The 23,848-nt window shown below is 39.7% G+C and carries 20 protein-coding genes; 1 reads left to right on the top strand and 19 read right to left on the bottom strand.

The genetic code is table 11. The features are described 5' to 3' along the window. Nucleotides 1-5 precede the first annotated feature (5 nt). From AR328_RS09030 to AR328_RS08955, 16 genes are all read right to left on the bottom strand, one after another. Nucleotides 6-989: an aromatic acid exporter family protein gene (locus tag AR328_RS09030; RefSeq protein WP_066293819.1), complete on the bottom strand. Its 984-nt coding sequence runs from the start codon at nucleotides 987-989 to the stop codon at nucleotides 6-8. Between the two features lie 135 nt (nucleotides 990-1,124). After that, the gene (locus AR328_RS09025; RefSeq protein ID WP_066293809.1) at nucleotides 1,125-1,847 is read right to left on the bottom strand and encodes an amino acid ABC transporter ATP-binding protein; all 723 of its coding nucleotides are present in this window, start codon (nucleotides 1,845-1,847) and stop codon (nucleotides 1,125-1,127) included. Next, nucleotides 1,840-2,499 (bottom strand): amino acid ABC transporter permease, encoded by a 660-nt coding sequence (locus tag AR328_RS09020; RefSeq protein ID WP_066293806.1) that lies wholly within the window; start codon nucleotides 2,497-2,499, stop codon nucleotides 1,840-1,842. The genes AR328_RS09025 and AR328_RS09020 overlap by 8 nt, the downstream gene beginning before the upstream one ends. A gap of 81 nt (nucleotides 2,500-2,580) precedes the next feature. Continuing rightward, nucleotides 2,581-3,369, bottom strand: coding sequence for a transporter substrate-binding domain-containing protein (locus tag AR328_RS09015; protein ID WP_066293803.1), 789 nt, complete (start codon nucleotides 3,367-3,369; stop codon nucleotides 2,581-2,583). Between the two features lie 298 nt (nucleotides 3,370-3,667). After that, nucleotides 3,668-4,105, bottom strand: a complete 438-nt coding sequence (locus AR328_RS09010; protein ID WP_066293799.1) for a BrxA/BrxB family bacilliredoxin — start codon at nucleotides 4,103-4,105, stop codon at nucleotides 3,668-3,670. Between the two features lie 98 nt (nucleotides 4,106-4,203). Next, nucleotides 4,204-5,325, bottom strand: a complete 1,122-nt coding sequence (gene meaB / locus AR328_RS09005; RefSeq protein ID WP_066293793.1) for a methylmalonyl Co-A mutase-associated GTPase MeaB — start codon at nucleotides 5,323-5,325, stop codon at nucleotides 4,204-4,206. Further along, the gene (scpA, locus tag AR328_RS09000) at nucleotides 5,318-7,513 is read right to left on the bottom strand and encodes a methylmalonyl-CoA mutase (protein WP_066293791.1); all 2,196 of its coding nucleotides are present in this window, start codon (nucleotides 7,511-7,513) and stop codon (nucleotides 5,318-5,320) included. Before scpA ends, meaB begins: the two co-directional genes overlap by 8 nt. Continuing rightward, the gene (locus AR328_RS08995; RefSeq protein ID WP_066293786.1) at nucleotides 7,506-9,338 is read right to left on the bottom strand and encodes a methylmalonyl-CoA mutase family protein; all 1,833 of its coding nucleotides are present in this window, start codon (nucleotides 9,336-9,338) and stop codon (nucleotides 7,506-7,508) included. Before AR328_RS08995 ends, scpA begins: the two co-directional genes overlap by 8 nt. Before the next feature lie 176 nt (nucleotides 9,339-9,514). Then, nucleotides 9,515-10,843 (bottom strand): dihydrolipoamide acetyltransferase family protein, encoded by a 1,329-nt coding sequence (locus AR328_RS08990; protein WP_066293779.1) that lies wholly within the window; start codon nucleotides 10,841-10,843, stop codon nucleotides 9,515-9,517. An 87-nt stretch (nucleotides 10,844-10,930) separates the two neighbouring features. Beyond that, nucleotides 10,931-11,914, bottom strand: a complete 984-nt coding sequence (locus AR328_RS08985; RefSeq protein ID WP_066293773.1) for an alpha-ketoacid dehydrogenase subunit beta — start codon at nucleotides 11,912-11,914, stop codon at nucleotides 10,931-10,933. A gap of 15 nt (nucleotides 11,915-11,929) precedes the next feature. Further along, nucleotides 11,930-12,922 carry a thiamine pyrophosphate-dependent dehydrogenase E1 component subunit alpha gene (locus tag AR328_RS08980; RefSeq protein ID WP_066293767.1) on the bottom strand — a complete coding sequence of 331 codons (993 nt, stop codon included), beginning with the start codon at nucleotides 12,920-12,922 and terminating at the stop codon, nucleotides 11,930-11,932. A gap of 76 nt (nucleotides 12,923-12,998) precedes the next feature. After that, the gene (gene lpdA / locus AR328_RS08975; protein ID WP_066293761.1) at nucleotides 12,999-14,420 is read right to left on the bottom strand and encodes a dihydrolipoyl dehydrogenase; all 1,422 of its coding nucleotides are present in this window, start codon (nucleotides 14,418-14,420) and stop codon (nucleotides 12,999-13,001) included. Nucleotides 14,421-14,482: 62 nt separating this feature from the next. Continuing rightward, nucleotides 14,483-15,595, bottom strand: coding sequence for a butyrate kinase (buk, locus tag AR328_RS08970; RefSeq protein ID WP_066293757.1), 1,113 nt, complete (start codon nucleotides 15,593-15,595; stop codon nucleotides 14,483-14,485). A 107-nt stretch (nucleotides 15,596-15,702) separates the two neighbouring features. After that, complete coding sequence (bcd, locus tag AR328_RS08965; protein WP_066293755.1) at nucleotides 15,703-16,800, bottom strand: branched-chain amino acid dehydrogenase; 1,098 nt, start codon at nucleotides 16,798-16,800, stop codon at nucleotides 15,703-15,705. Nucleotides 16,801-16,863: 63 nt separating this feature from the next. Further along, on the bottom strand, nucleotides 16,864-17,763 hold the full coding sequence (gene yqiS / locus AR328_RS08960) for a phosphate butyryltransferase (protein WP_066293749.1): 900 nt from the start codon (nucleotides 17,761-17,763) through the stop codon (nucleotides 16,864-16,866). A gap of 200 nt (nucleotides 17,764-17,963) precedes the next feature. Continuing rightward, entirely contained in the window at nucleotides 17,964-20,033 is a 2,070-nt protein-coding gene (locus AR328_RS08955) for a sigma-54 interaction domain-containing protein (protein WP_066293747.1), read from the bottom strand. 236 nt (nucleotides 20,034-20,269) lie between these two features. Between AR328_RS08955 and AR328_RS08950 the strand changes: the two genes are divergently transcribed. Beyond that, nucleotides 20,270-20,506 carry a DUF2627 domain-containing protein gene (locus AR328_RS08950; RefSeq protein WP_066293745.1) on the top strand — a complete coding sequence of 79 codons (237 nt, stop codon included), beginning with the start codon at nucleotides 20,270-20,272 and terminating at the stop codon, nucleotides 20,504-20,506. 48 nt (nucleotides 20,507-20,554) lie between these two features. Here AR328_RS08950 and AR328_RS08945 read toward each other — a convergent pair whose 3' ends face one another. From AR328_RS08945 to spoIVB, 3 genes are all read right to left on the bottom strand, one after another. Next, nucleotides 20,555-21,298, bottom strand: a complete 744-nt coding sequence (locus AR328_RS08945; RefSeq protein WP_066293739.1) for a glycerophosphodiester phosphodiesterase — start codon at nucleotides 21,296-21,298, stop codon at nucleotides 20,555-20,557. Between the two features lie 76 nt (nucleotides 21,299-21,374). Next, nucleotides 21,375-22,166 carry a sporulation transcription factor Spo0A gene (spo0A, locus tag AR328_RS08940; protein ID WP_066293736.1) on the bottom strand — a complete coding sequence of 264 codons (792 nt, stop codon included), beginning with the start codon at nucleotides 22,164-22,166 and terminating at the stop codon, nucleotides 21,375-21,377. Between the two features lie 282 nt (nucleotides 22,167-22,448). Next, nucleotides 22,449-23,735 carry a SpoIVB peptidase gene (spoIVB, locus tag AR328_RS08935; protein ID WP_066293733.1) on the bottom strand — a complete coding sequence of 429 codons (1,287 nt, stop codon included), beginning with the start codon at nucleotides 23,733-23,735 and terminating at the stop codon, nucleotides 22,449-22,451. Nucleotides 23,736-23,848: the final 113 nt, after the last annotated feature.

Raw genomic sequence — 23,848 nt, 5'->3', positions numbered from 1 at the left:
TCACCTTACTCATTGTGAACATGCACCTTTTTTCCAATCGGGAGTTCTTTTGTCGAGCTTTTAATTAATAAATATTCGCCAATTTCACGTGTAAATTGTACAAGAGCAGCCCGTGCTTCAAATTCAATCCTCGTTTTTGGCAACTCCATGCTTTTAAAAGATTCATTCATTTTATTAAGCTTTTCTAAAAATATATGGGCAGTATTTCCTGAATGAATATTTTTGGATAATTCCTCGATAAAGTCAGCAACCATTTCTCCTTGTTCAACTGTATAGGAAATGGAGGTAACAATTGGAAGAACCCGCTCAATGATTTCAATTTGTTTTTCTCTCATTTTAAAATAGTTGTAATAAACATTTTCATTGCGCAGTAAATGATTTTCTACATCGCGATAGGATAGGGCTTCAGCTTCCTCAATCAGCCTAACCGTTTCCGTAAGTTCCAGCCCGTCCCAGTTACTCTCATTTTCCCGAAGATAAATGACAATTTCCTCAAAAATCCGTTTGAAATTTTCTTCAATCTGTATTTGGTATTCTCGAAGCTTCTGATCGAGGCTCGGCATAAAAAGATTTGCAATAAGGGCAACACCAATTCCGATAGTAATGATGCCAATTTCATTTAAAACTAGATCTGAAGTTACTTGCCCTGCAGTGTAAAAATGTAAAATACTAACACTGCTTGTCACAATCCCATCACTTATCTTGAGCATGACAGTTAGGGGAATAAAAACTAACAGCAATAGCCCAATCATTAATGGGTGATAAGCAATTCCTTCAAAAATCAATGCTGATAAAAAAATGCCTAACAGACAGGCAAAAAATCTGTCAATTGATGCCCTCAGTGACATCTTCTTTGTAGGCTTTATACAAAGAATCGTAATAATCCCTGCTGAAGCAAAATTATCAAAACCTAGTATTTGGGCCAAAATAATAGCTGCCGTTGTACCTATGGCTGTTTTAATTGTTCGATAGCCGATGCGAAACTTCATTGTTTATTTACTCCTAGTCAGATCCATTATATGCGAATAATTATAAGCTTAATTATGTCCAAAAAAAAGAAGATGATCAATAGAACTCATCTTCTTTTTTCATTAATTTCTTAAAAGTTATATTTTTTCACATGATTACAGAACTTTTTGCAAGAAATCTTGAGCCCTTGCGGATTTAGGATTTGCAAAGAATTCATTTGGCGGCGCATCCTCTACCAGCACCCCTCCGTCAAGAAAGAGAACTCGATCTGCAACCTCTTTAGCAAAACCCATCTCATGGGTAACGATTGCCATGGTCATTCCCGTATGTGCCAACGACTTCATTACATCAAGCACTTCTTTGACCATTTCAGGGTCTAGTGCTGAGGTTGGTTCATCGAACAGCATCACTTCAGGTTTCATTGCAAGCGCCCGAGCGATTGCCACACGCTGTTTTTGTCCCCCGGATAAGCGGTTTGGATATTCCTGAGCCTTTTCGGATAAACCAACCTTCGCTAACAGCTCAAGCCCGATTTTCTCTGCTTCCTGCTTTGACATGCCTTTAACCGTCATAGGGGCATATGTTAAATTTTGCATAACTGTTTTATGAGGAAAAAGATGAAAATGCTGAAAAACCATTCCTACATTTTCACGGACCTTCATAATATTTGTTTTCTTATTTGTTATATCTTGATCGCCAATCCAAATTTGTCCAGCTGTTGGGCTTTCCAGTAAATTAATACAGCGGAGAAAAGTCGATTTTCCGGAGCCTGATGGGCCAATAATGGCAACAACTTCCCCGTCTTTTATCGTCGTTGATATCCCTTTAAGCACTTCCAGATTTCCGTATTGCTTATATAAATTTTCAATTTTAATCACCGCGTCTCATTCTCCTTTCAACTGCTTTGCCGAGGAGTGTAAGCGTAATAACCATTAAATAATAAATCAAGCCAGCTAATAATAATGGTTCAAAGAAACGATATGTGTTCGCCCCGACTTGATACGCTCTGCGCATAATATCCATTACCCCGATTGTTGTTACAATCGCGGATTCCTTTGTTAATGTAATAAATTCATTCATAAGGGCAGGTAAAATATTTTTTAAGGCTTGCGGTAAAATGATATGAAGCATCATCTTGTTGTACGGGACACCAAGAGCCATGGCTGCTTCTCTTTGACCTTTATCAACAGCAAGAATTCCCGCACGTATAATTTCGGAAATATATGCTGCAGAATTAAGACCAAAAGCTAGAACAGCAGCAAGGTATGGTTCAATTTGATAGCCAAATATTTGCGGAGAGCCAAAATATATAATCATCAGTTGAAGAACTAATGGCGTTCCACGGAAAATTGAAGTATACGCATCTGCAAACCATAATAACGGTTTAGCGGAACTTATTTTAAATAATGATAAAATAATTCCCAATACAAACCCTAATAGGCCAGCTGCTGCAACAATTTGAAGTGTAATGGTAATCCCCTTTATCATGTATGGAAGGGAAGGGAGTATGGAAGTAAAATCTAAATTCATCCGAATGCTCAGTCCTCTCTCTTACAATCAGGGCAAAAAGAGGCTGTCCTTTAGAACAGCCCCTCGCCGCCAATTCTTATATTACTGTTCCTCAAAATACTTTTTAATAATCGCATCTACTTCGCCATTATCGATCATTTCTTTCAATGCTTTATTGAAGTCAGCAGTAAGCTCACTATTCTTCGGCAAAGCAATCGCATATCCGCCATCAGCGTCTTCAACAGTAAACCCTTCGATGTCAGCGTTATTATCTAAGTACCCTTTAGCAACTGTATCTTCAACAATTACTGCATCAAAACGGCCAGCTTTAATTTCTTGAATTAATTCAGGAATACGGTTGCGGTTTTCCACTGTCATTTCCACTGTTTCAGCTAATTCATTCGCTTTTTCTTCTTGAATCGAACCTAATTGTGCACCAATCTTTTTGCCTTTAAGATCTTCTACCTTTGTAATTCCACTATCTTTTTTAGAAATAATCATATGTTTTGAAGTATAGTATACTTCACTGAAATCTACGCTTTGCTTTCTTTCTTCTGTTGCAGACATAGCTGCCATAACGAAGTCAACTTGACCAGATTGCAGAGCCTGAATTAAGCCGCCAAAATCCATATCACGAACTTCAAATTCATAGCCTAATTTCTCTGTTACTGCTTTAGCAATATCAATATCGATTCCGATAATGTCATCGCCTTTAGCTGTATCGATGTATTCAAACGGAGCATAATCTCCTGATGTCCCCATGATTAACGTCTTCTTTTCAGATCCCTTTTTCTCTGATCCATTTGATGAAGGCTCTTCGCTTGTTCCACATGCAGCAAGTAAACCCATTAATAGAATACTAACAAAAAAATAAGAAACTATTTTTTTCACGTTCATTTCCTCCTGTATGTTTCTGAAAATTATTATTATTATTGAAATATATTATCGTTGATTCTCTACTAATTTTCAAGTAGTCTATGAAAAATTAATATTTATTCAACTAAATGTATTTTAACACATACTGATAATTATGCAATATGTTTTTATATTTCCCGCTGTTTTACTATTCTGATAAATATTCTTTTAAAAATTAGTAGTAATCTTTTATTTATCCAGGTGAATTATTATACATTACTTTGAATATTTATTATGAATAGCAAACAAAAGAAAAAGCCCCTGAAAGGGACTTTTACAGATCATCACAATATTGTTCAAAAGCATTTTGCAGTTTTTGTACGACAGCCATTGGTTCGTGTCCTTCGATTTCATGACGTTCAATCATCGTAACTAGTTTTCCATCCTTCAGCAATGCAAAAGAAGGAGATGATGGCGGATATCCTGTGAAATAATCTCTTGCAGCCGCAGTTGCCTCTTTATCCTGTCCAGCAAATACTGAAACTAAATGGTCTGGGCGCTTATCATAGTGAACGGAGTGTGCTGCTGCAGGTCGAGCAATTCCACCGGCACAGCCACAAACAGAATTAACCATTACTAATGTAGTTCCAGATTTTTTCAGAGCTTCCTCCACCTCGTTTGGTGTTTTTAGCTCTTCATAGCCTGCAGCCACGATTTCTTTACGTGCTTGATTAACGACATCCGTCATAAATAAATTAAAATCCATATTCATTTAAAATGCTCCTCCTTGTTTCAAAAGTTTGCCATACTTACATCATACCAATAATTAATCATCCTTTTCAATGCAACTGCCTGATGGACTGCATCCATTTACAATTTTTTCACGTATGCCTCAAATAATTCTCCCACTGCTGAAGTCGCAGTGCGATTCCCCGCAATGACTTCATTTTCCATCTTCGGCAGCAGCTGCTTAACATCCTCATGATAGAAAAAGCTGAATTGCAGCTGATCCATGATCATAGAGTAAATCCATTCCTTTTGCTGCACTCTTCTGCGTTCAGCAAAAACACCTGATTCTTTCGTCTGCTGTTCAAAGATTTGAATCGTATCCCATATTTCCTTCATGCCTTCATTGTATCTGGCCGAACAAGTAAACGCTTTTGTTCCCCAGCCTTTTGTTGCGGGCTGCAGAAAATGAAGGATTCGGCTATATTCGGATTTTGTTTTTAATGCGAGTTTTTTATTTTGTCCATCCGCTTTATTAACGACTACTGCATCTGCCAGTTCCATAATTCCTTTTTTCATTCCTTGAAGCTCATCCCCTGCCCCAGTTAATGTCAATAGCATAAAAAAGTCGACCATATCTCTGACGATCACTTCGCTTTGTCCAACACCAACCGTTTCAATAAGAATGACATCAAAGCCTGCCGCCTCACAAATAAGCATCGTTTCTCTCGTTTTTCTGTGAACACCCCCGAGCTTTCCTGCAGATGGGGAAGGGCGAATATAGGCTCTAGGATTCCGGGAGAGGTGCTCCATTCTCGTTTTATCACCGAGAATGCTTCCTCCGCTGATTTTCGAACTTGGGTCAATGGCAAGAACCGCCACCTTCAAGCCTAAATCACATAAATAAGTTCCGAAAGCCTCAATAAAAGTACTCTTTCCTGCCCCTGGAACACCGGTTATCCCAATTCGAAGGGCCCTCCCTGAATACGGGAGGAGCTCTTGTAAAAGCTCCTGGGCTTTTCGGAAATGATGCTCTGCATTGCTTTCAATTAGAGTAATGGCACGGGCAAGTATGGAGCGGCTTCCTTCAAGAATGCCAGCAGCTAGTTCATCATTATTAAGTTCAAGCTTATTCTTCTTTTTGAATCTAGTATTCTTTGTAAACCCATAGCCATCCTGCGGCAATTCCACTCCCTTCTTTACTACACTTGTAAAGCCGTCGGGATTTGCGCCATCAAACCATTCAGGTTTTTTCTCCTTATCCATTTGCTATTTCCTCGTAACCTAGGCGATTATAAATCTCACGAATGACTTTTTGCGCTGCGACAGGAATAACTGTACCAGGTCCAAATATAGCTGCTGCACCTTGTTCATATAAGTATTCGTAGTCTTGAGCTGGAATAACTCCGCCAATAACGACTAGAATATCTTCCCTGCCAAGCTTTTTAAGCTCATCAATCAGCTGGGGAAGTAATGTTTTATGGCCAGCAGCCAATGAACTAATCCCTATAACATGAACATCATTTTCAACTGCCTGTTTGGCAGTTTCATCAGGAGTCTGGAATAATGGCCCAATATCCACATCAAAGCCTAAATCCGCAAATGCTGTTGCAATGACTTTTGCTCCGCGGTCATGTCCGTCCTGCCCCATTTTGGCTATGAGAATTCTTGGTCTTCTGCCTTCATTTTCTAAGAAATCGTCCGTCATCGTCTTCACTTCTGCAATTTCTTCTTCATTAGAAAATGCAGAACTGTAAACACCGCTTATTGATCGAATGATCGCTTTATGGCGATTGGCCACCTTTTCAATAGCATAGGAAATTTCGCCAAGTGTTGCCCGTGCTCTTGCTGCTTGAACAGCTAACTCCAGCAGATTGCCTTCTCCGGTTTCGGCAGCCTGCTTAATTGCTTCAAGCGCTTTATTGACGTTTTCTTCATCTCGTGAAGCCTTAAGCGTTTCTAGCTTCTCAATTTGTTTTAAGCGGACTGCCGTATTGTCAATATCCAAAATCTCAATCGGCTCTTCTTGTTCAAGCCTGTACTTATTTACTCCGATAATCGTTTCTTTCCCGGAATCAATCTGTGCTTGCCTTCGTGCAGCCGCCTCTTCAATTTTCATTTTTGGCAGTCCTGTTTCAATAGCCTTTGCCATTCCGCCGAGATTTTCTATTTCTTCAATATGCTCAAAGGCGCGTTTGATTAATTGATCTGTCAAAGCTTCAACATAATAGGAACCTGCCCATGGGTCGATAACGTTTGTTATACCCGTTTCCTCCTGCAGATAAAGCTGTGTATTTCTTGCAATCCGAGCGGAAAAATCAGTTGGCAACGCAATCGCTTCATCTAAAGCATTTGTATGAAGTGACTGTGTGTGTCCCATTGCCGCAGCATGTGCTTCAATTAATGTCCTCGTTACATTATTAAACGGATCCTGCTCGGTTAAACTCCAGCCGGAAGTCTGAGAATGAGTTCTAAGTGCCATTGACTTAGCGTTTTTCGGCTCAAAGGTTTTCATCATCTTTGCCCAAATAAACCGGGCTGCACGCATTTTGGCAACTTCCATAAAGTAATTCATGCCAATTGCCCAGAAAAACGATAGTCTTGGAGCAAAAGAATCGACATCTATTCCAGCCTTTAATCCCGTTCTAACATACTCCAGGCCGTCAGCAAGTGTATAAGCCAGTTCAATATCTGCCGGTGCCCCCGCCTCCTGCATATGATAGCCGGAAATACTGATGCTATTAAACTTTGGCATATACTTAGACGTGTATTCGAAAATATCAGCAATAATTTTCATCGACATATCTGGGGGATAAATATACGTATTTCTTACCATATATTCTTTTAAAATATCATTTTGAATCGTGCCTGATAATTTATCCTGGCTAACTCCCTGCTCTTCTGCCGTTACAATAAAGAAAGCCATGATCGGGAGAACTGCACCATTCATTGTCATGGATACAGACATTTGATCTAAAGGGATCCCTTCGAAAAGCGTTTTCATATCTAAGATAGAATCTATTGCTACTCCAGCTTTTCCTACATCCCCAACAACTCTCGGATGATCAGAATCATAGCCTCGATGTGTAGCAAGGTCAAACGCAACTGATAACCCCTTTTGCCCCATTGCAAGGTTTCTTCGGTAAAAAGCATTACTTTCCTCAGCTGTTGAAAAACCAGCATATTGACGGACAGTCCATGGGCGGTTTACATACATAGTCGGATATGGTCCGCGTGTATATGGTGGCAACCCAGGTGCACCATCCATATGCTCTAAGCCTTTAAGATCATCTTCTGTATACAGAGGTTTTATAGCAATCTGTTCATTCGTTTCAAATAGAAGATCATCAATCGAAGCGTTAATTTCGGCTTCTGCTTTCTTTATCCACTCTTCCTTAGATGGCTTCTGCCTGTCAAAAAGAGGAATGCTTTTAAAATCTGGCTTTTTAGTCATTGCTTGCCACCTCCATTTCGCTTAACAGAGAAGATAGGATTTCAAAACAATTACTGCGAAGGTGAATAAATTGATCCACACCAGCTAGCCTATATTGCTCCTGTTTATCTGAATCTGGAAGACCGGCAAGATACAGCTTTACATCAGGCTGCTTTTCTTTTATTAAGTTAATGATTTCAATCCCTATTTCCTCATACTGTTTGTCCGTTCCGCACATCACATAGTGTTGTAGATTTGACTCCATCACAAATTGCACAGCTGTTTCTGACTTAATGATATTCGAACTTTCGAACGCGTGAATGCCGCCAGGGGCAAAGAAACCGCTAATGAAATCTTTTCTTGCTTTATGGGACTTTAATTCTCCTAAACAAATTAATCCAGCTGCCGGCTTGTTCCCTGCTTTCCCCATTCTTTCCGCCAGTTTACGCAGTTGTTCAAATGGCTCTGATAATCGGACTTGAGGGATGCCCCCTTGATTTGCGTTAGCCCTTTCATGTAACTGCAGTGGAGAGTCACTTAGGTTTGCGTATACATTCGTTCCAATTACACTTTTCTTTCTTGTGAAAATATCTTCGCTTCTATTAGCCAAGACTTCAGCAATTTGAGCCTGTATCCAGCCAGACGCCAAACATTTCTCAATTCCATCTTGATCTTCTATTTCCTGAAACAATATCCAAGCTTTTTCAGCAAGCTCTTCTGTTAAACTTTCAATATACCAGGAGCCCCCAGCAGGATCGATCACTTTTTCTAAATGTGCTTCATGTTTTAAGATTAATTGAGTATTGCGCGCAATTCGTTCAGAAAAAGGTGTTGACCTTCCTTCTGGCTCATTAAACGGACTAACATGAAGATATTGAATTCCCCCAAGGACTGCAGCAAATGCCTCATTCACTGCTCTCAGAATATTTACATATGGGTCATAAACGGTTTTCGTAAAGGCAGCCGTTTCGGCAGTAATGACCATGCTGTGATCTTGAGAATTTAGCCCGTATGCCTCCGTTACCTTATTCCAAAGAAGTCTTGCAGCACGAAGCTTTGCAATTTCCATGAAAAAGTTTGCACCAATAGAAAATTTGAAAACCATTTTTCTAAAGATAGTATCTAGCTTTAGTCCTTGATTAAGGAACTGTTGAACATGGTGAACCCCTGTTGACAATACCAAAGCAAGTTCCTGAACAGCATTAGCGCCTGCATGATTGTAGACACTTGTGTTAACAAGGATGGTACGAAGATTTGGCATACTGCTGTCAGCTGATTGGATTAGATTAGCAAATTTATTGTACACATCTTGTTTAACTGATGTACCGTTTAAAGCCGCTAACGGATCCATCGCGATATAGCCAGAAATCTTTTCGCAATTGGACAATTTTGACAATTCTGCAAGCAATTCTATTTGTTTTTCATTTATTTCAATTGAAAAAGGAAATTGAGTATAAACTCCCTCTATTAAACTCATAAATTCTTCAATGGTCATTTTTTCGGCATTAATCGCAATAGCGGATTGGCCTTTTTCTAACGATGTATGAAGGGCTTCCTTAAGGCTTTCTCCCTCTTGCACTGCTACTTTTTGTGCAACCTTCCATTCCTGTGAAAGATAGCCAAGCGAATTGGCACCCCTTCTGTAGTCAGGCTGACCAGGAAGCTGTGAGGCTTTTTCGTTATCAAAATCCTCTTTTGAATACAGAGGCTTTAATTTAATATTTTCATACGTATTTGTGTTTAAGGAATTAACAGATTTCCCCTTTAAGGCCTCTTCGGCTTTTTTCTCCCAATCACTAAGGGAAAACGTATCAAATGATCCATTCATCATCTTTTTTATTGTCATTATCACTGTCTAAACGACAGCTTCCCCTCCCTCCGTATGCTTATATATATTTTATTACACATAAAATAAACAAGCAATTAGGGTCTGTGCCCCTATCAATAAGGTATTCCATTGCCACTAGTCTTAAAAAGGGGCCGCCAACTTACTTGGCAGCCCCTAAAAATCATTACCGCATATTAATAGACGGATGTATTTTCTTTTGATGTATTTTCAAGAATTTCCTTCACACGCTGCAGGAAGCGTCCACAAACAAGCCCATCTAACACGCGATGGTCTAGAGACATACAAAGGTTAACCATATCACGAACGGCGATCATTCCGTTGTTCATGACAACCGGGCGTTTAACAATGGATTCAACTTGAAGAATAGCTGCCTGAGGATAATTGATAATTCCATTAGACTGAATCGAACCAAATGAGCCTGTATTGTTAACGGTAAACGTGCCTCCAGACATTTCTGCTGAAGTCAGTTTACCGGCCCGTACCTTTGCTGCAAGCTCATTAATTTCACGTGCAATCCCTTTAATTGTTTTCTCATCTGCATGTTTAATAACTGGTACATATAATGCATCATCAGTTGCAACAGCAATAGAAAGGTTAATATCTTTCTTTTGGATGATTTTGTCGCCAGCCCACATCGAGTTAATTTGTGGATATTCTTTCAAAGCTTGCGCAACAGCCTTCACAAAGAAAGCAAAGTATGTCAGGTTAAAGCCTTCTTTATTCTTAAAGTCATTCTTAATTGAATTACGATAGTCGACTAAATTAGTTACATCGACTTCAATCATTGTCCATGCATGTGGAGCTTCGTGCTTGCTGCGAAGCATATTAGCTGCGATTGCCTTACGGACTCCAGATACAGGGATTTCTATATCCCCTGGCAGAACCGGGACATTTGGAGCTGGAGCTGCTTGTTTTACTGGCGTTGCCGCTGTTGCTTGAGCTTGTGGTGCTTTTGCTTCCGGAGCAGCAGCTTGTGCTGGTACTGCTTGACTAGCTTGCGGAATATTACCTGACTCAATTATCTTCATTAAGTCTTTTCTAGTGATTCGGCCGCCGGCACCTGTACCTGTTACTAGACTTAAATCAATGCCATGCTCTTGAGACAGCTTTAATACAGCAGGCGAGTATCGAGCTTTGTTTCCGTCTTTAGCTGCAGGTGCAGGTGCAGCCGCTGCAGCTGGAGGATTGCTTGTCTTTTCAACAGCAGGGGCTGGAGCTTCGGCTTGTGGAGCAGCTGGAGCCACAGCAACAGTGCCGCCTCCTTCAGTCTCAATCGTCAGAATCACTTCACCTACTGCATAGGCAACACCTTCTTCTGCAATTAATTCTTTAATTGTTCCGGTAAAAGAAGATGGAACCTCTGCATTTACTTTATCCGTCATTACTTCTGCAAGCGGGTCATATTTATTTACTTTATCTCCAACAGAAACTAACCATTTGCTGATTGTGCCTTCAGTAACACTTTCACCTAATTGAGGCATTTTAATTTGTTCAATTGCCAATGAATTTGCCCTCCTTCTAGCTTCAGAACTTTAGCTGTATTCAATGATTCAGCATCTGCGCCAAAACTTACCGCATCTGCTTTCCTATTAAAATTCAGCTAGTTCTCTCATTGCTTTTTCAACTTTATCTGGATTGACCATAAAGAACTTTTCCATTGTTGGAGCATATGGCATAGCAGGAACATCAGGGCCCGCAAGACGCTTAATTGGTGCGTCAAGCTCAAAGAGGCAATTTTCAGCGATAATAGCAGAAACTTCACTCATGATGCTTCCTTCTTTGTTATCTTCAGTTAATAATAATACTTTACCTGTTTTTGAAGCTGCTTCAATAATTGCTTCTTTATCGAGCGGATAGACAGTTCTTAAATCTAGAATGTGCGCAGAGATGCCGTCTTTCGCTAATCTTTCAGCAGCCTGAAGAGCGAAATGAACACATAACCCGTAAGTAATGACAGTAATATCTTCGCCTTCACGCTTTACGTCAGCTTTCCCAATTGGCAGCACATAATCATCATCCGGAACTTCTCCTTTAATTAAACGGTATGCACGTTTATGTTCAAAGAAAAGAACGGGATCTTCATCACGGATTGCTGCTTTTAATAATCCCTTCACATCATAAGGAGTAGAAGGCATGACTATTTTCAGACCTGGCTGGTTTGCAAAAATGGCTTCAACAGATTGTGAATGGTATAAAGCGCCATGAACGCCTCCGCCATAAGGTGCCCGAATAACGATAGGACAGCCCCAATCATTATTGGAGCGGTAGCGGATTCTTGCTGCTTCTGAAATAATCTGGTTGACAGCGGGCATAATAAAATCAGCGAATTGCATTTCTGCTATCGGACGCATTCCGTACATAGCCGCTCCAATTCCAACTCCGGCAATTGCAGATTCGGCAAGCGGTGTATCAATGACACGATCCTCTCCAAATTGGTCATATAAGCCTTGAGTTGCTTTAAATACGCCGCCTTTTTTGCCCACGTCTTCCCCTAAAACAAAAACCTTCGGATCTCTCTCCATTTCTTCACGGATTGCCATTGTAACAGCATCAATATAAGAAATTACAGCCATTATAGTTCCCCCCTGCTATTCAGCATAAACATATTTCAGCGCATGTTCCGGCTCAGCATACGGCGCATTTTCTGCATAATCAGTTGCCTCATTCACTAGACCCATCACACGATCATTTATTTCTTTCTCTTTATCGTCATTCATAATTCCTAATTCTTTCAAATAAGCTCCAAAGGTGATGATTGAATCCTTTTCCTTCGCTTTAGCCACTTCATCAGGTGAACGATAACTGCGGTCATCATCATCTGAAGAGTGTGGTGTTAAACGATAAGAAACTGTCTCGACAAGGGTTGGCCCTTCTCCTCTTCTTCCTCTGTCTGCTGCTTCCTTAACAGCTTTATAAACGGCAAGCGGATCATTGCCATCAACCGTAACTCCCGGCATTCCATAACCAATCGCACGATCAGATACATTTTCACACGCTAATTGCTTTTCAATTGGAACTGATATCGCATATTTATTATTTTCACACATGAAAATAACTGGAAGCTTATGAACTCCCGCAAAGTTAGCACCTTCATGGAAGTCACCCTGGTTTGAAGACCCTTCACCAAATGTAACGAATGTGACTAAATCTTTTCCTTCCATTCTTCCGGCCAATGCGACACCTACAGCATGAGGAACTTGTGTCGTAACAGGTGAAGAACCCGTAACAATTCGATTTTTCTTTTGGCCAAAGTGTCCAGGCATTTGTCGCCCGCCTGAGTTTGGATCCTCCGCTTTTGCAAAAGCAGAAAGCATTAAATCTGTCGGAGTCATCCCGAAAGTCAAGACAACACCCATATCCCGGTAATATGGAAGAACATAATCCTTTTCCTTATCAAGTGCAAAAGCTGCTCCAACCTGTGCTGCTTCTTGACCTTGACATGAAATGACGAAGGGAATTTTCCCTGCACGGTTTAAAAGCCACATCCGCTCATCAATACGACGGGCTAAAAGCATGGTTTCATACATATTTAATACCGTTTCATCACTTAAACCTAACTCTTTATGACGGTTTTCAACCATTTCAATACCTCCTAAATAAGTATGGATCAAGAGCTGAAATGCCCTTGTTTGCTTTATGAAAAATAATGACTTCAGCTTAACCGTGAATGGCCTTTCCATCGACTGCGAGAGCAGCCTCGCCGATTGCTTCTGATAATGTCGGATGAGGGTGGATCGTATGCGCTACTTCCCATGGGGTAGCATCTAGGACACGAGCAAGACCTGCTTCTGAAATCATATCCGTTACATGCGGCCCAATCATATGAACTCCTAAAATATCATTTGTATCCTCATCTGCGATAATTTTCACGAACCCATCAGCTTCACCAAATACTAATGCTTTCCCGATTGCCCGGAAGGAGAACTTTCCAGTTTTCACCTTAAAGCCCATTTCTTTTGCTTCATCTTCCGTATAACCAACACTTGCTGCTTCTGGTGAGCTGTAGATGCATTTAGAAACAAGGCTGTAATTAATCGGTTCGGGATTCTCGTTGGCTAAATGCTCAACGGCCACAATTCCTTCATGCGAAGCAACATGGGCAAGCTGAAGGCCGCCAATTACATCACCAATCGCATAAATATGGGATTCTTTCGTTTGGAAAAACTCATTCGTTGCAATAAAGCCCTTCTCTACTTGAATATCTGTATTTTCAAGCCCAATGCCTTCAATATTTGCTTGGCGGCCAACGGAAACGAGCAGCTTTTCAGCAGTAAATTCCCTTTGCTCACCTTTCACTTCAGCTGAAATGGCAACATTGCCTTCTGCTTGTTTAAGAGTTTCAGGAAGCACTTTTGCACCTGTAACGATTTTTACACCTTTTTTCTTCATTAAACGCTGCATTTCTCGTGAAACTTCTTTATCTTCAGTAGGAATGATTCGGTCCGCATATTCGACAACCGTAACGTCTGCTCCGAAATCAGAAAGCATGGATGCCCATTCTATTCCGATTACCCCGCCGCCAACAATAATGATCGAGCTAGGGATCTCTTCCATTACAAGCGCTTCATCAGACGTCATGACATTTCCGCCAATTTCAAGTCCTGGTAAAGTTCTTGGACGGGAGCCTGTTGCCACAATTACATTTTTAGGAATAAGCATGGCGTTATCATCCCCATTATTCATTTCGACTGAAATGGTTCCAGGCATAGGAGAAAAGATTGATGGACCTAAAATACGGCCAGTCCCTTCATAAATGTCAATTTTGCCTTGCTTCATTAAATGCTGAACACCTTTATGAAGCTGGTCGACTATTTTACTTTTTCTTTCTTGTACTTTGCTGAAATTGACTTCAACATTACTTGCTGAAATGCCAAATTCTTCACTTCTTTTCGTTGTTGCGTACACTTCCGCGCTTCTAAGGAGTGCTTTACTTGGAATACATCCTTTATGCAAGCATGTTCCGCCAAGCTTTCCTTTTTCTACCAAAGCTGTTCTTAATCCTAATTGGGAAGCACGGATCGCTGCAACATAACCGCCAGTGCCTCCGCCTAAAATGACTAAATCATATTCTTCTGCCACGTATATTCCTCCTATTTGAATAGGACTAGCACTTCAAGAAAATTTGTGCATTTGCTATTCTACTAATTCTGATGAACTGCTGCTTTTGTTTGGATTCTTGGATATTCCTTTTCCGCTTCCTCTCCACGAAGTACACGAAGCGCACCTTCTGCTAAAGCCTGCAGCTCATTTTCTCCTGGGTGGACGATCACATCTGCAATCCAATTTATGCGGTCACTAATTTCTCTCACAAAATCTTTTCCAAACGCAAGGCCGCCGGTTATAACAATGGCATCGACTTTTCCGCTTAACACCGTGCTGGCCGCACCGATTTCTTTCGCAACTTGGTAGGCCATTGCGGAATATATGAGCTTCGCGTTTTCATCGCCGTTTTTTATCATTTGTTCAACTTTAACCGCGTCATTAGTCCCTAAGTACCCTACAAGTCCACCATTACCGACGATTTTCTTCATCATTTCTTCACGATAATAGGAACCGGAATAACAAAGAGAAACTAAATCCCCAACTGGAATAGTTCCTGCACGTTCCGGACTAAATGGTCCTTCCCCATGTAAACCATTGTTCACATCAATTACTTTTCCTTTTTGATGGGCACCGACTGTAATTCCTCCGCCCATATGAGTAACAATTAAATTTAATTCTTCATATTTTTTCCCGATTTCTTTCGCTGCTCTTCTCGCGACAGCTTTCTGGTTCAATGCGTGAAAGATACTTTTTCTTTCAATTAACGAAAAACCGGAAATACGTGCAATTGGAGCTAATTCATCAACGACAACCGGGTCAACAATATAGGATGGAATATTTAATGCGGACGCAATTTCATAAGCGATTATGCCCCCAAGATTAGAAGCATGCTGACCCGCATAGCCTTCTCTCAAATCCTTTAGCATAACTTCATTAACGGAATAGGTCCCCCCCTCAATAGGTCTTAATAAACCTCCTCTTCCGCAAACCGCACTAAGCTTAGAAATATTAAATCCTTCTTTATCTAATGTCTCGAGGATTACATTTTTACGAAATTCGTACTGATCAATAATATTTTCGAAAGCATTAATTTCATCTGATTCATGGCGTATTGTTTTTTCCAAGATTGATAAGTCATTATCGAAAACTCCAATTTTCGTAGAGGTAGATCCAGGGTTGATAACGAGAATTCGATGTTCTTGTTCTTGCACTTTGAAACCTCCGTATGAAAAGCGATTATGCTCACCGAACTAAATGTTAATCCGGTGAGCAAAGGATAATCCGCTGTTCTTCAGTCTTTTATAATACTTTACCGCTCCTATTTACGGCGGCTTAATATGTGATGGCCATTTTGCAGGAATTGGCTCCTAGAATTGCGCATTCTTTCAATTCTTTCTTCTACCATGCGGTCAGCAGCTTTATAGGTTGGAATTTGATCTCGTTTTGAAATTTCAATAACCTTTTCAATGCTTTGGTAAAGTCCTTCAACCTTTTTCAATGCCCTCTCTGCATTGTAGCCATATAATTCATCTGCAACGTTAATGACTCCTCCAGCATTAATAACATAGTCTGGAGCGTAAACAATTCCCATTTCATGAAGAATATCTCCATGACGCTCTTCTTTTAATTGATTATTTGCAGAGCCTGCGATGACCTTTGCTTTAAATTGCGGGATCGTTTCATCATTTACTGTTGCACCAAGAGCACATGGCGCATAAATATCACATTCCACCCCATAAATTTCATTTGGATCAACCGCTTTTGCACCAAAGTCATTCACTGCACGCTGAACAGCCTCTTTATTAATATCTGTAACGATTAATTGGGCACCTTCTTCATGCAGATGCTTACATAAGGTGTAAGCAACGTTTCCGACGCCTTGCACTGCAATTACTTTTCCTTCCAAAGAATCTGTGCCGAACGCTTCTTTCGCTGCAGCCTTCATTCCAACGTAAACCCCATAAGCTGTTACAGGGGATGGGTTGCCTGATGAACCAAATGCAGGTGAAATTCCAGTTACATAATCAGTTTCTTCATGGATGAGGTCCATATCAGCAACTGTCGTACCGACATCTTCAGCCGTAATATAGCGGCCATTTAACCCTTGAATATAACGGCCAAAGGCACGGAACATTTCTTCGTTTTTATCCTTCTTAGGATCACCGATGATGACAGTCTTTCCTCCGCCAAGGTTTAGACCAGCTGCCGCATTTTTATAGGTCATTCCTTTTGCAAGGCGTAAAGCATCCTCAATTGCAGCTTCTTCTGATGCATATGTCCACATACGCGTTCCGCCTAAAGCGGGTCCTAATGTTGTATCATGGATGGCGATAATCGCCTTTAAGCCTGATGTTTTGTCCTGACAGAATACTACTTGCTCATAGTCATATTTCTCTAGATATTTAAAAATTTCCATGTGAAATTCCTCCTAAGTTCGTTTGCTTTTTGCATTTAAGCAGCTCTAGTTTGAGATTTATATTTAATTAGCTGAGCATAAAGCCAATGCTAGGGAATAAAGCTTACTCTCAGCTGAATCTGCCCTTGATGTTAAAACAATAGGCGCCTTTGCACCGGCAATAACAGCCCCAACCTTTGCTTTGGCGAAATAAATCAAGGATTTATATAGTACATTTCCAACTTCAATTGTTGGAACTAATAATATATCTGCTCTTCCTGCTACATCGCTTTGTATACCTTTATGTTCGGCAGCAGTCATAGAAATGGCGTTATCTAAAGCTAATGGTCCATCAACTATACAATCTGTCAGCTGCCCGCGCTTGTTCATTAACGTTAAGGCTGCCGCATCAAGAGTAGCCTGCATAGCTGGATTAATCACTTCCACTGCTGCAATTGGGGCAACAAGCGGCTTGTCAATCCCAATGCTCTGTGCGATTCCAATCGCATTTCTAAGAATCTGTGCCTTCTGATCTAAATCGGGAGCAATGTTCATAGCAGCATCTGTAATCATAATAAATTTGTCATAAGTCGGAACTTCAAATACAGCTATGTGAGATAAGACACTCCCAGTCCTTAAACCATACTCTTTATTCAAGACGGCTTTTAAAATAGTTGCAGTTGGCACATTTCCTTTCATTAAAACATCCGCTTCATTTAGCTTTACAGCCTTGACCGCATTTTCAGCTGCTAACCCTTTTGATAACGTATGAATGATTTGGATATTGCCACTTGAGGCAAGATTTTCATGCTTATTGACGATATTTATAATTTGTTCTTTATCACCGTACAATAAAAAATTGGCTAAATTTCGTTTAACTGCTTCAGAAACTGCTTCGATCACCTCATGATCTTCTGCTGCAGCAACGGCAACTGTTTTCATTTGGTATTGGGTTGCTCTCTTTATAAGCGAATCCAAATCCATCTAGTCTCAACCCCTTTACTCCAAAGCGAATACTGCTTGTTTATTTGACAAAGATTTCTCTAGTTCAAAAGAATTTATCAAAAGGACTATTACCATTACAACCAACTTATTATTCTGCAAGAATTGTGCCAAAGGAAGTTACAATGAAAACGCTTTATTTACTGGTTGATAAACGTGAAGAAAATTGCGCACCATGAAAATTATTGCATGCTATTATTTGCAATCCCGTACTTCTCGAGCTTATAGTATAGGTTTCTAACTGATAAACCGAGGGTTTTTGCAGTAATCGTTTTGTTTCCGGCAGACCTTTTTAATGTTTGCACTATTAGCTCTTTCTCATACTGTTCGAGCAGCTGATTTAATGTGAGGTTCGGGATTGTTTCATCATGTTCCATTTCGTTTTGAGTTTTTTCACTTATTTTTATTAATTCCGGAACATGGGCTTCGTCCAAAATGTTTTCATTATAATTCATGAAAATAATGGCTCTTCCAAGAATATTATCAAGCTCTCTGACATTCCCTGGCCAATCATATAACATTAATTTATGTAATGCCGATTGAGATATTTTTTCTACATTCCGTCCGTACTCCTGATTGATTTTCTGGATCAAACGATTGCAAAGCAGCGGAATATCTTCCTTTCTTTTTCTCAGCGGCGGTATGTGAATGGGCATTCGATTCAAACGATAGTATAAGTCTTCCCTAAAAGTTCCATTGGCAATTCCTTTTTCTAAATTCACATTTGTCGCAGCAATGACTCTGACATTAATTTGGATAGGCTTTGTTCCACCTACACGAGTAATCTCTCTTTCCTGTAAAACCCTTAGTAGTTTTGCCTGTGTATTCGCTGATAACTCGCCGATTTCGTCTAAGAAAATACTGCCATTATTGGCTTCTTCAAATAGACCTCTTTTTCCTCCTCTTTTCGCTCCAGAAAACGCGCCTTCTTCATAACCAAATAGCTCACTTTCTAATAAAGTTTCAGAAAGAGCTGCACAATTCACCCGAATAAATTTATTGTATTTGCGGTCACTTCCATTATGTATTGCGTGGGCAAACAATTCTTTACCTGTACCTGATTCACCTCTTAATAATACCGTTGCAGGCGTTTTTGCGCCTAGACGAGCTTGCTCAATCGCAATCGTCATCTCCTCAGAATTACCGATAATGTCATCAAAAGAATACTTCGCTTCCAGATTTCGAATGATTTGCCGCGCATGATTTAACTCTCTATTTAAAGTTTTGATTTCAGAGACGTCATGAATAACACCGACACTGCCTTTTAATTTCCCATCGACGATGACTGGAGCTACATTAACGATAACCTCTTTTTTATTAGGTCCGACCCGCATGGCAACCCCTCTAACGGCTCTTCTTGTTTGCAGCACCCTCATATGTACACTCTCACCCTCGGAAATATCTGCGGTTGCCGGCTTACCAATCACCTCATCCTCTCTGAGTCCAGTGATTCTCGAATAGGCAGGATTTATTAATATTCCACGGCCATTTTCGTCTACAACAGAAATGGCTTCATCACTTGATTGGATGATGGCCTGAAGCATCGTTTGAATTTCTTTTAAATTTGTAATTTCCTCTGCAAGGTTCATCACTTCGGTAATATCCTTGAATACCGCAAAGGCGCCTATAAGCTCATTATTCTCTCCAACCATCGGGATTCTTGTCGTAATTATTTTTACACCATTATTAAGGACTAACTCTTGATTAGCGTATGTACGTCTTGTTTCTAATACTCTTGGTAATTCACTGTTAGAAATGACTTCAAGAATATGCTTTCCGATAGCTTCCTTCCTATTTGTCTCCGTCATTCTTTCAGCACTTTTATTAAAAAAAATAATTTCGCTATGTTTATTAATGACAATCATGCCATCGCCTGTAGAGTTGAAAATAAGATCATGCTTAAACTTTTCGTTCTGAATACTCGTAATTAAATCTTCTTTCTCCTCCATTAGATTGGCAATTAAGGCAGCAACACTCCCTGGTATAAGCACAGAATCTTTTCTTTTTGCTTCCCTTATCTCAATAAACACATCTTTATTGCCAGTCACTTCGACGATTATATCAATATCCTGCATAATAAACTTCCGCCAATCAGTGCCAGTGGGGATTCCATCTTCTTTTGCTATTAAAAGACCAGGTGCATGAATATTGTGGTCTACAACAGCGATTACTTTTAACATCGCCGTTTCTTTCATAATTTTTAAGATTGCGGATCCGCCTTTTCCCGCTCCTACAATCATTACGGTTTGCATCGTAAGCGACCACCCTCTAGATTGAAGTTTTTTTCATTAAATTCAAGCTTCTTAATGCAAGTTATTTCATATAACTATATTTTATCTTAGAAAATTGGCAAAGCCAAATAAAAACAGTTGAACTTATTTGCATAAAGGTCGATTAAGGCTGAATAGCTTGACAAATTTCCTTATTGATTTATTATTTTTATGAACGGTATATTATGTAGTATTTATGAAACGAAGGGATTTTTCAGATGGTTAGATTAATCGCTTTAATAATTATGCTCATTCCGGGCATTTTCGCTGCTTATGGAATAAAATTAATGAGAGACATGGTTTTTGGAATTTTGCAAAATCCTTTTCCATATTTATGGGTGCAATTTCTGGCAGGGCTGCTTTTCTTCCTAGCCGGACTTGGCTTTATTGCTGGATTCATTCTTCACCGCGATCGAAAGAAAAATAAGGTACAGCCGCGTTTCCAAAGGAAATAGAAATGCGGAGGCGCTGGAGCTGAAAAAACGGAAGAGGATGACTCGAAGTCATCCTCTTTTTGGTTCATACATATTTCTAATCTTCTTTGCTAAAACAGGATCATCTGTAATAAAAGCGGAACAGCCAATAGAAAATAATCGGTGCATTTCTTTTTCCTTATTAACAGTATATGGCCTTACCGCAATGCCATACTCTTCTGATGCCTTTATAAGCTCTGATTTGGCGATTGTAATTTTCGGGTGAATGCTTTGGGAGCCAATGGATTCTGCATAAATCCAAGGCATATAGAGACCTTCAGAAAACAATGGTGCTGTTTCAATCTCTGGGGCTAGATGTCGGCAATACACAATGCTGTAGTGATTGAATGATGAAAGGATGACACGATCTGCTAAATCATATGCCCGTATAAGGCTAATGACCTTTTCCTCCATCCCTTCATATGGAAAAACGCCATTTTTCAATTCAACATTACAAATGATGCGATTCGACTTCATCCATTCAAAAACTTCAATTAAAGAAGGGATTGGCTCTATTTGCGAAAATAGCTTTTTTTTCTGGCTGCTTGCGTCAAGCTTTCTTAAATCCTTAAATGTATAATCCTTTACATAGCCTTTTCCATTTGTTGTCCGGTCTACTTTTTCATCATGGATAACAACAATTTCGCCGTCCTTTGTGAGCTGAACATCTAGTTCGATCCCGTCTGCACCAGCTTTATCTGCTTCCCTAAAAGCCTTCATCGTGTTTTCAGGATAAAGGGCAGAATATCCTCTATGAGCAAAAATTAATGTCATGATCATTACTCCCCATTAGAAAAGCGCTCTCCAGAAAGAGAACGCTTTTTTCAATTTACTAAGATTCCTAACTCTTTCAGGAAGCTTTATGCTCCAGCCTTAATTTATCTGCTACCATTGCAATGAACTCTGAATTGGTCGGCTTTGCTTTAGACATAGAAACAGTGTAACCAAATAGGGAGGAAATTGAATCGATATTTCCCCTGCTCCATGCTACTTCAATAGCATGGCGAATAGCCCGTTCGACTCGGCTTGCTGTCGTATTGTATTTTTTTGCAATATCTGGGTAAAGGACCTTTGTTATTGAACCAAGCAGCTCTATATCATTATAGACCATTGAAATGGCTTCACGAAGATACATATAGCCTTTAATATGTGCTGGCACACCTATTTCATGAATAATACTCGTAATGCTGGCATCGAGATTTTTCGGTTTTGCTTCAACTGTGGATCGGTAAGCTGTCGATGAAGGCTTTCTAATGACTGGGTTTGCCTTTCCGCTAACTTGACGTATATGGCTAGCAAGATTCTCCATATCAAATGGCTTGAGAATAAAATAGGATGCTCCTAAATCTACTGCTTTCTTAGTCACGTCCTCTTGTCCAAAAGCAGTTAGCATTATTACATTTGGCAAGTTAGCCTTCTTCATTTCACGCATTTTCCCAAGAACTGCCAGCCCATCTAAATGAGGCATAATAATATCTAAAATAAGAACATCAGGATCTTCATGCTCTAAAATGTCGAGGCATTCCTGTCCATTATGACCGACACCCACAACTTCCATATCTTCTTGAGTTGAAATATATTCTTCTAAAAGTCCGACAAGCTCTCTATTGTCATCGACAACACAAACTTTAATTTTCTTCACGTACTCTTTCCTCCTCGATCCGTAATGGTCTCTATATTATCTATTCTTATTCTAAATGAGAAATTCGACAATGCAACTGAAAATCCTTTAGTTTTTTTAAAAATTCTCAAAAATAGGTGAAAATCATTAGTTTTCTTTCATTTTCTTTATTATTCGACCGTTTTCGATATTTGAACAATATTTCACTGTAGTTTTGTCGAAAAATCTTTATTTTTATTATAACATATATAACTTTTGAATTTTAGACAAAAAAAGAGACGGGGGAGGGGCCCCGCCTAAAGATTAGGATGCTTTTTCTTTTTGCTTTTCATAAATATCAATTTCTGCTTCATTTAACATCCACTCAATATGAACACCATATCCGCTAGTCGGGTCATTTACAAAAACATGTGTGACTGCCCCAACCACTTTATCATTTTGGATGATAGGACTTCCGCTCATTCCTTGGACAATTCCGCCTGTTTTAGCTAATAGCTTTGGATCCGTTACTTTTATAACCATTCCTTTTGTCGCTGGAAATTTTTGCGGGATCGTGCTGACAATTTCAATATCAAATAAATTTACCTCATCATTATCGACAACTGTTAATATTTTTGCCGGACCTTCCTTTACTTGATGAGATAAGGCAATCGGCATCGGCTTATCTAAAATGCCATTCTTTATGTCCTGATTTAGTTCCCCAAAAATTCCAAAAGGACTATTTCTGACAATATTTCCGATTACTTCTTTATCTTCCGAAAAACGAGCTAGTTTTTCTCCAGGATTGCCATTGCTGCCTTTCTCAATAGAGGTGACTGTTGAGCGAACAATTTGGCCATCATCAACAACAATTGGCTTTTTCGTATCCATATCGGAAATAACATGGCCTAAAGCTCCATATTTCCTAGACTCTGGATGATAAAACGTCATTGTTCCGATTCCAGCAGCTGAGTCGCGAATATATAATCCAAGCTTGAAGGAACCTTCGCCTTTTTCTTTAAGTGGAGTTAATTCAGTTGTAAAATAATTATTTTCACGATTCACAACGATTGATAGGGGCTTGCCGGATTTCCCCGCATTCTGGACAAAAGGGGCTACATCAGACATTTTTTCAATTTTTTTGCCGTTTATTTTCGTGATGATGTCTCCCACTTTGATTCCTGCTATTTCACCAGGAGATGACTTTCCATTTACTGTATTTATTTGATGGTGCCCAACAACTAGGACACCAACAGTATTAAGCTTAACACCTATAGACTGCCCACCGGGAATCACTTTAAAATCCTTTAGTACATTTACGTCGACCTTTTTAATCGGAAAACCTGCTAATTCTAAAAACATTTCATTTTCCCCGCGCTTTTTTGCTTTTAGGGAAACTGAATGATTGTCCTGTTTAAGTGCAATACTTGAATCTGTAGACATAGTTGCCGTTACCATTTCTGCTTTAGCCAGATCAAGATGCTGGCCCTCAAAAAGAGTGATTGAAGTTGGAATTTCTATATATTTTTGAATGGGTTTGGAAAATCCAATTGCAATTAATGAAACAAGGAGAATTCCACCAATTATTTTTCTTAAAACTTCTGTTATCAAAACTTTCACTCTCCTCGCTTCTAATCCACAACGTCAAATGGCTACATCTATAATTTTGCCTGTAAGGCGCGCATTTATAACTGATTTGGCGATAAAAAAAGCTATCCTGCTTT

This window comes from Bacillus sp. FJAT-29937, from assembly GCF_001509555.1.
GTDB lineage: Bacteria > Bacillota > Bacilli > Bacillales > Cytobacillaceae > Cytobacillus.
Note: the sequence above shows the minus strand (reverse complement) of the source record. Positions and strands in the feature narration are given on the sequence as shown.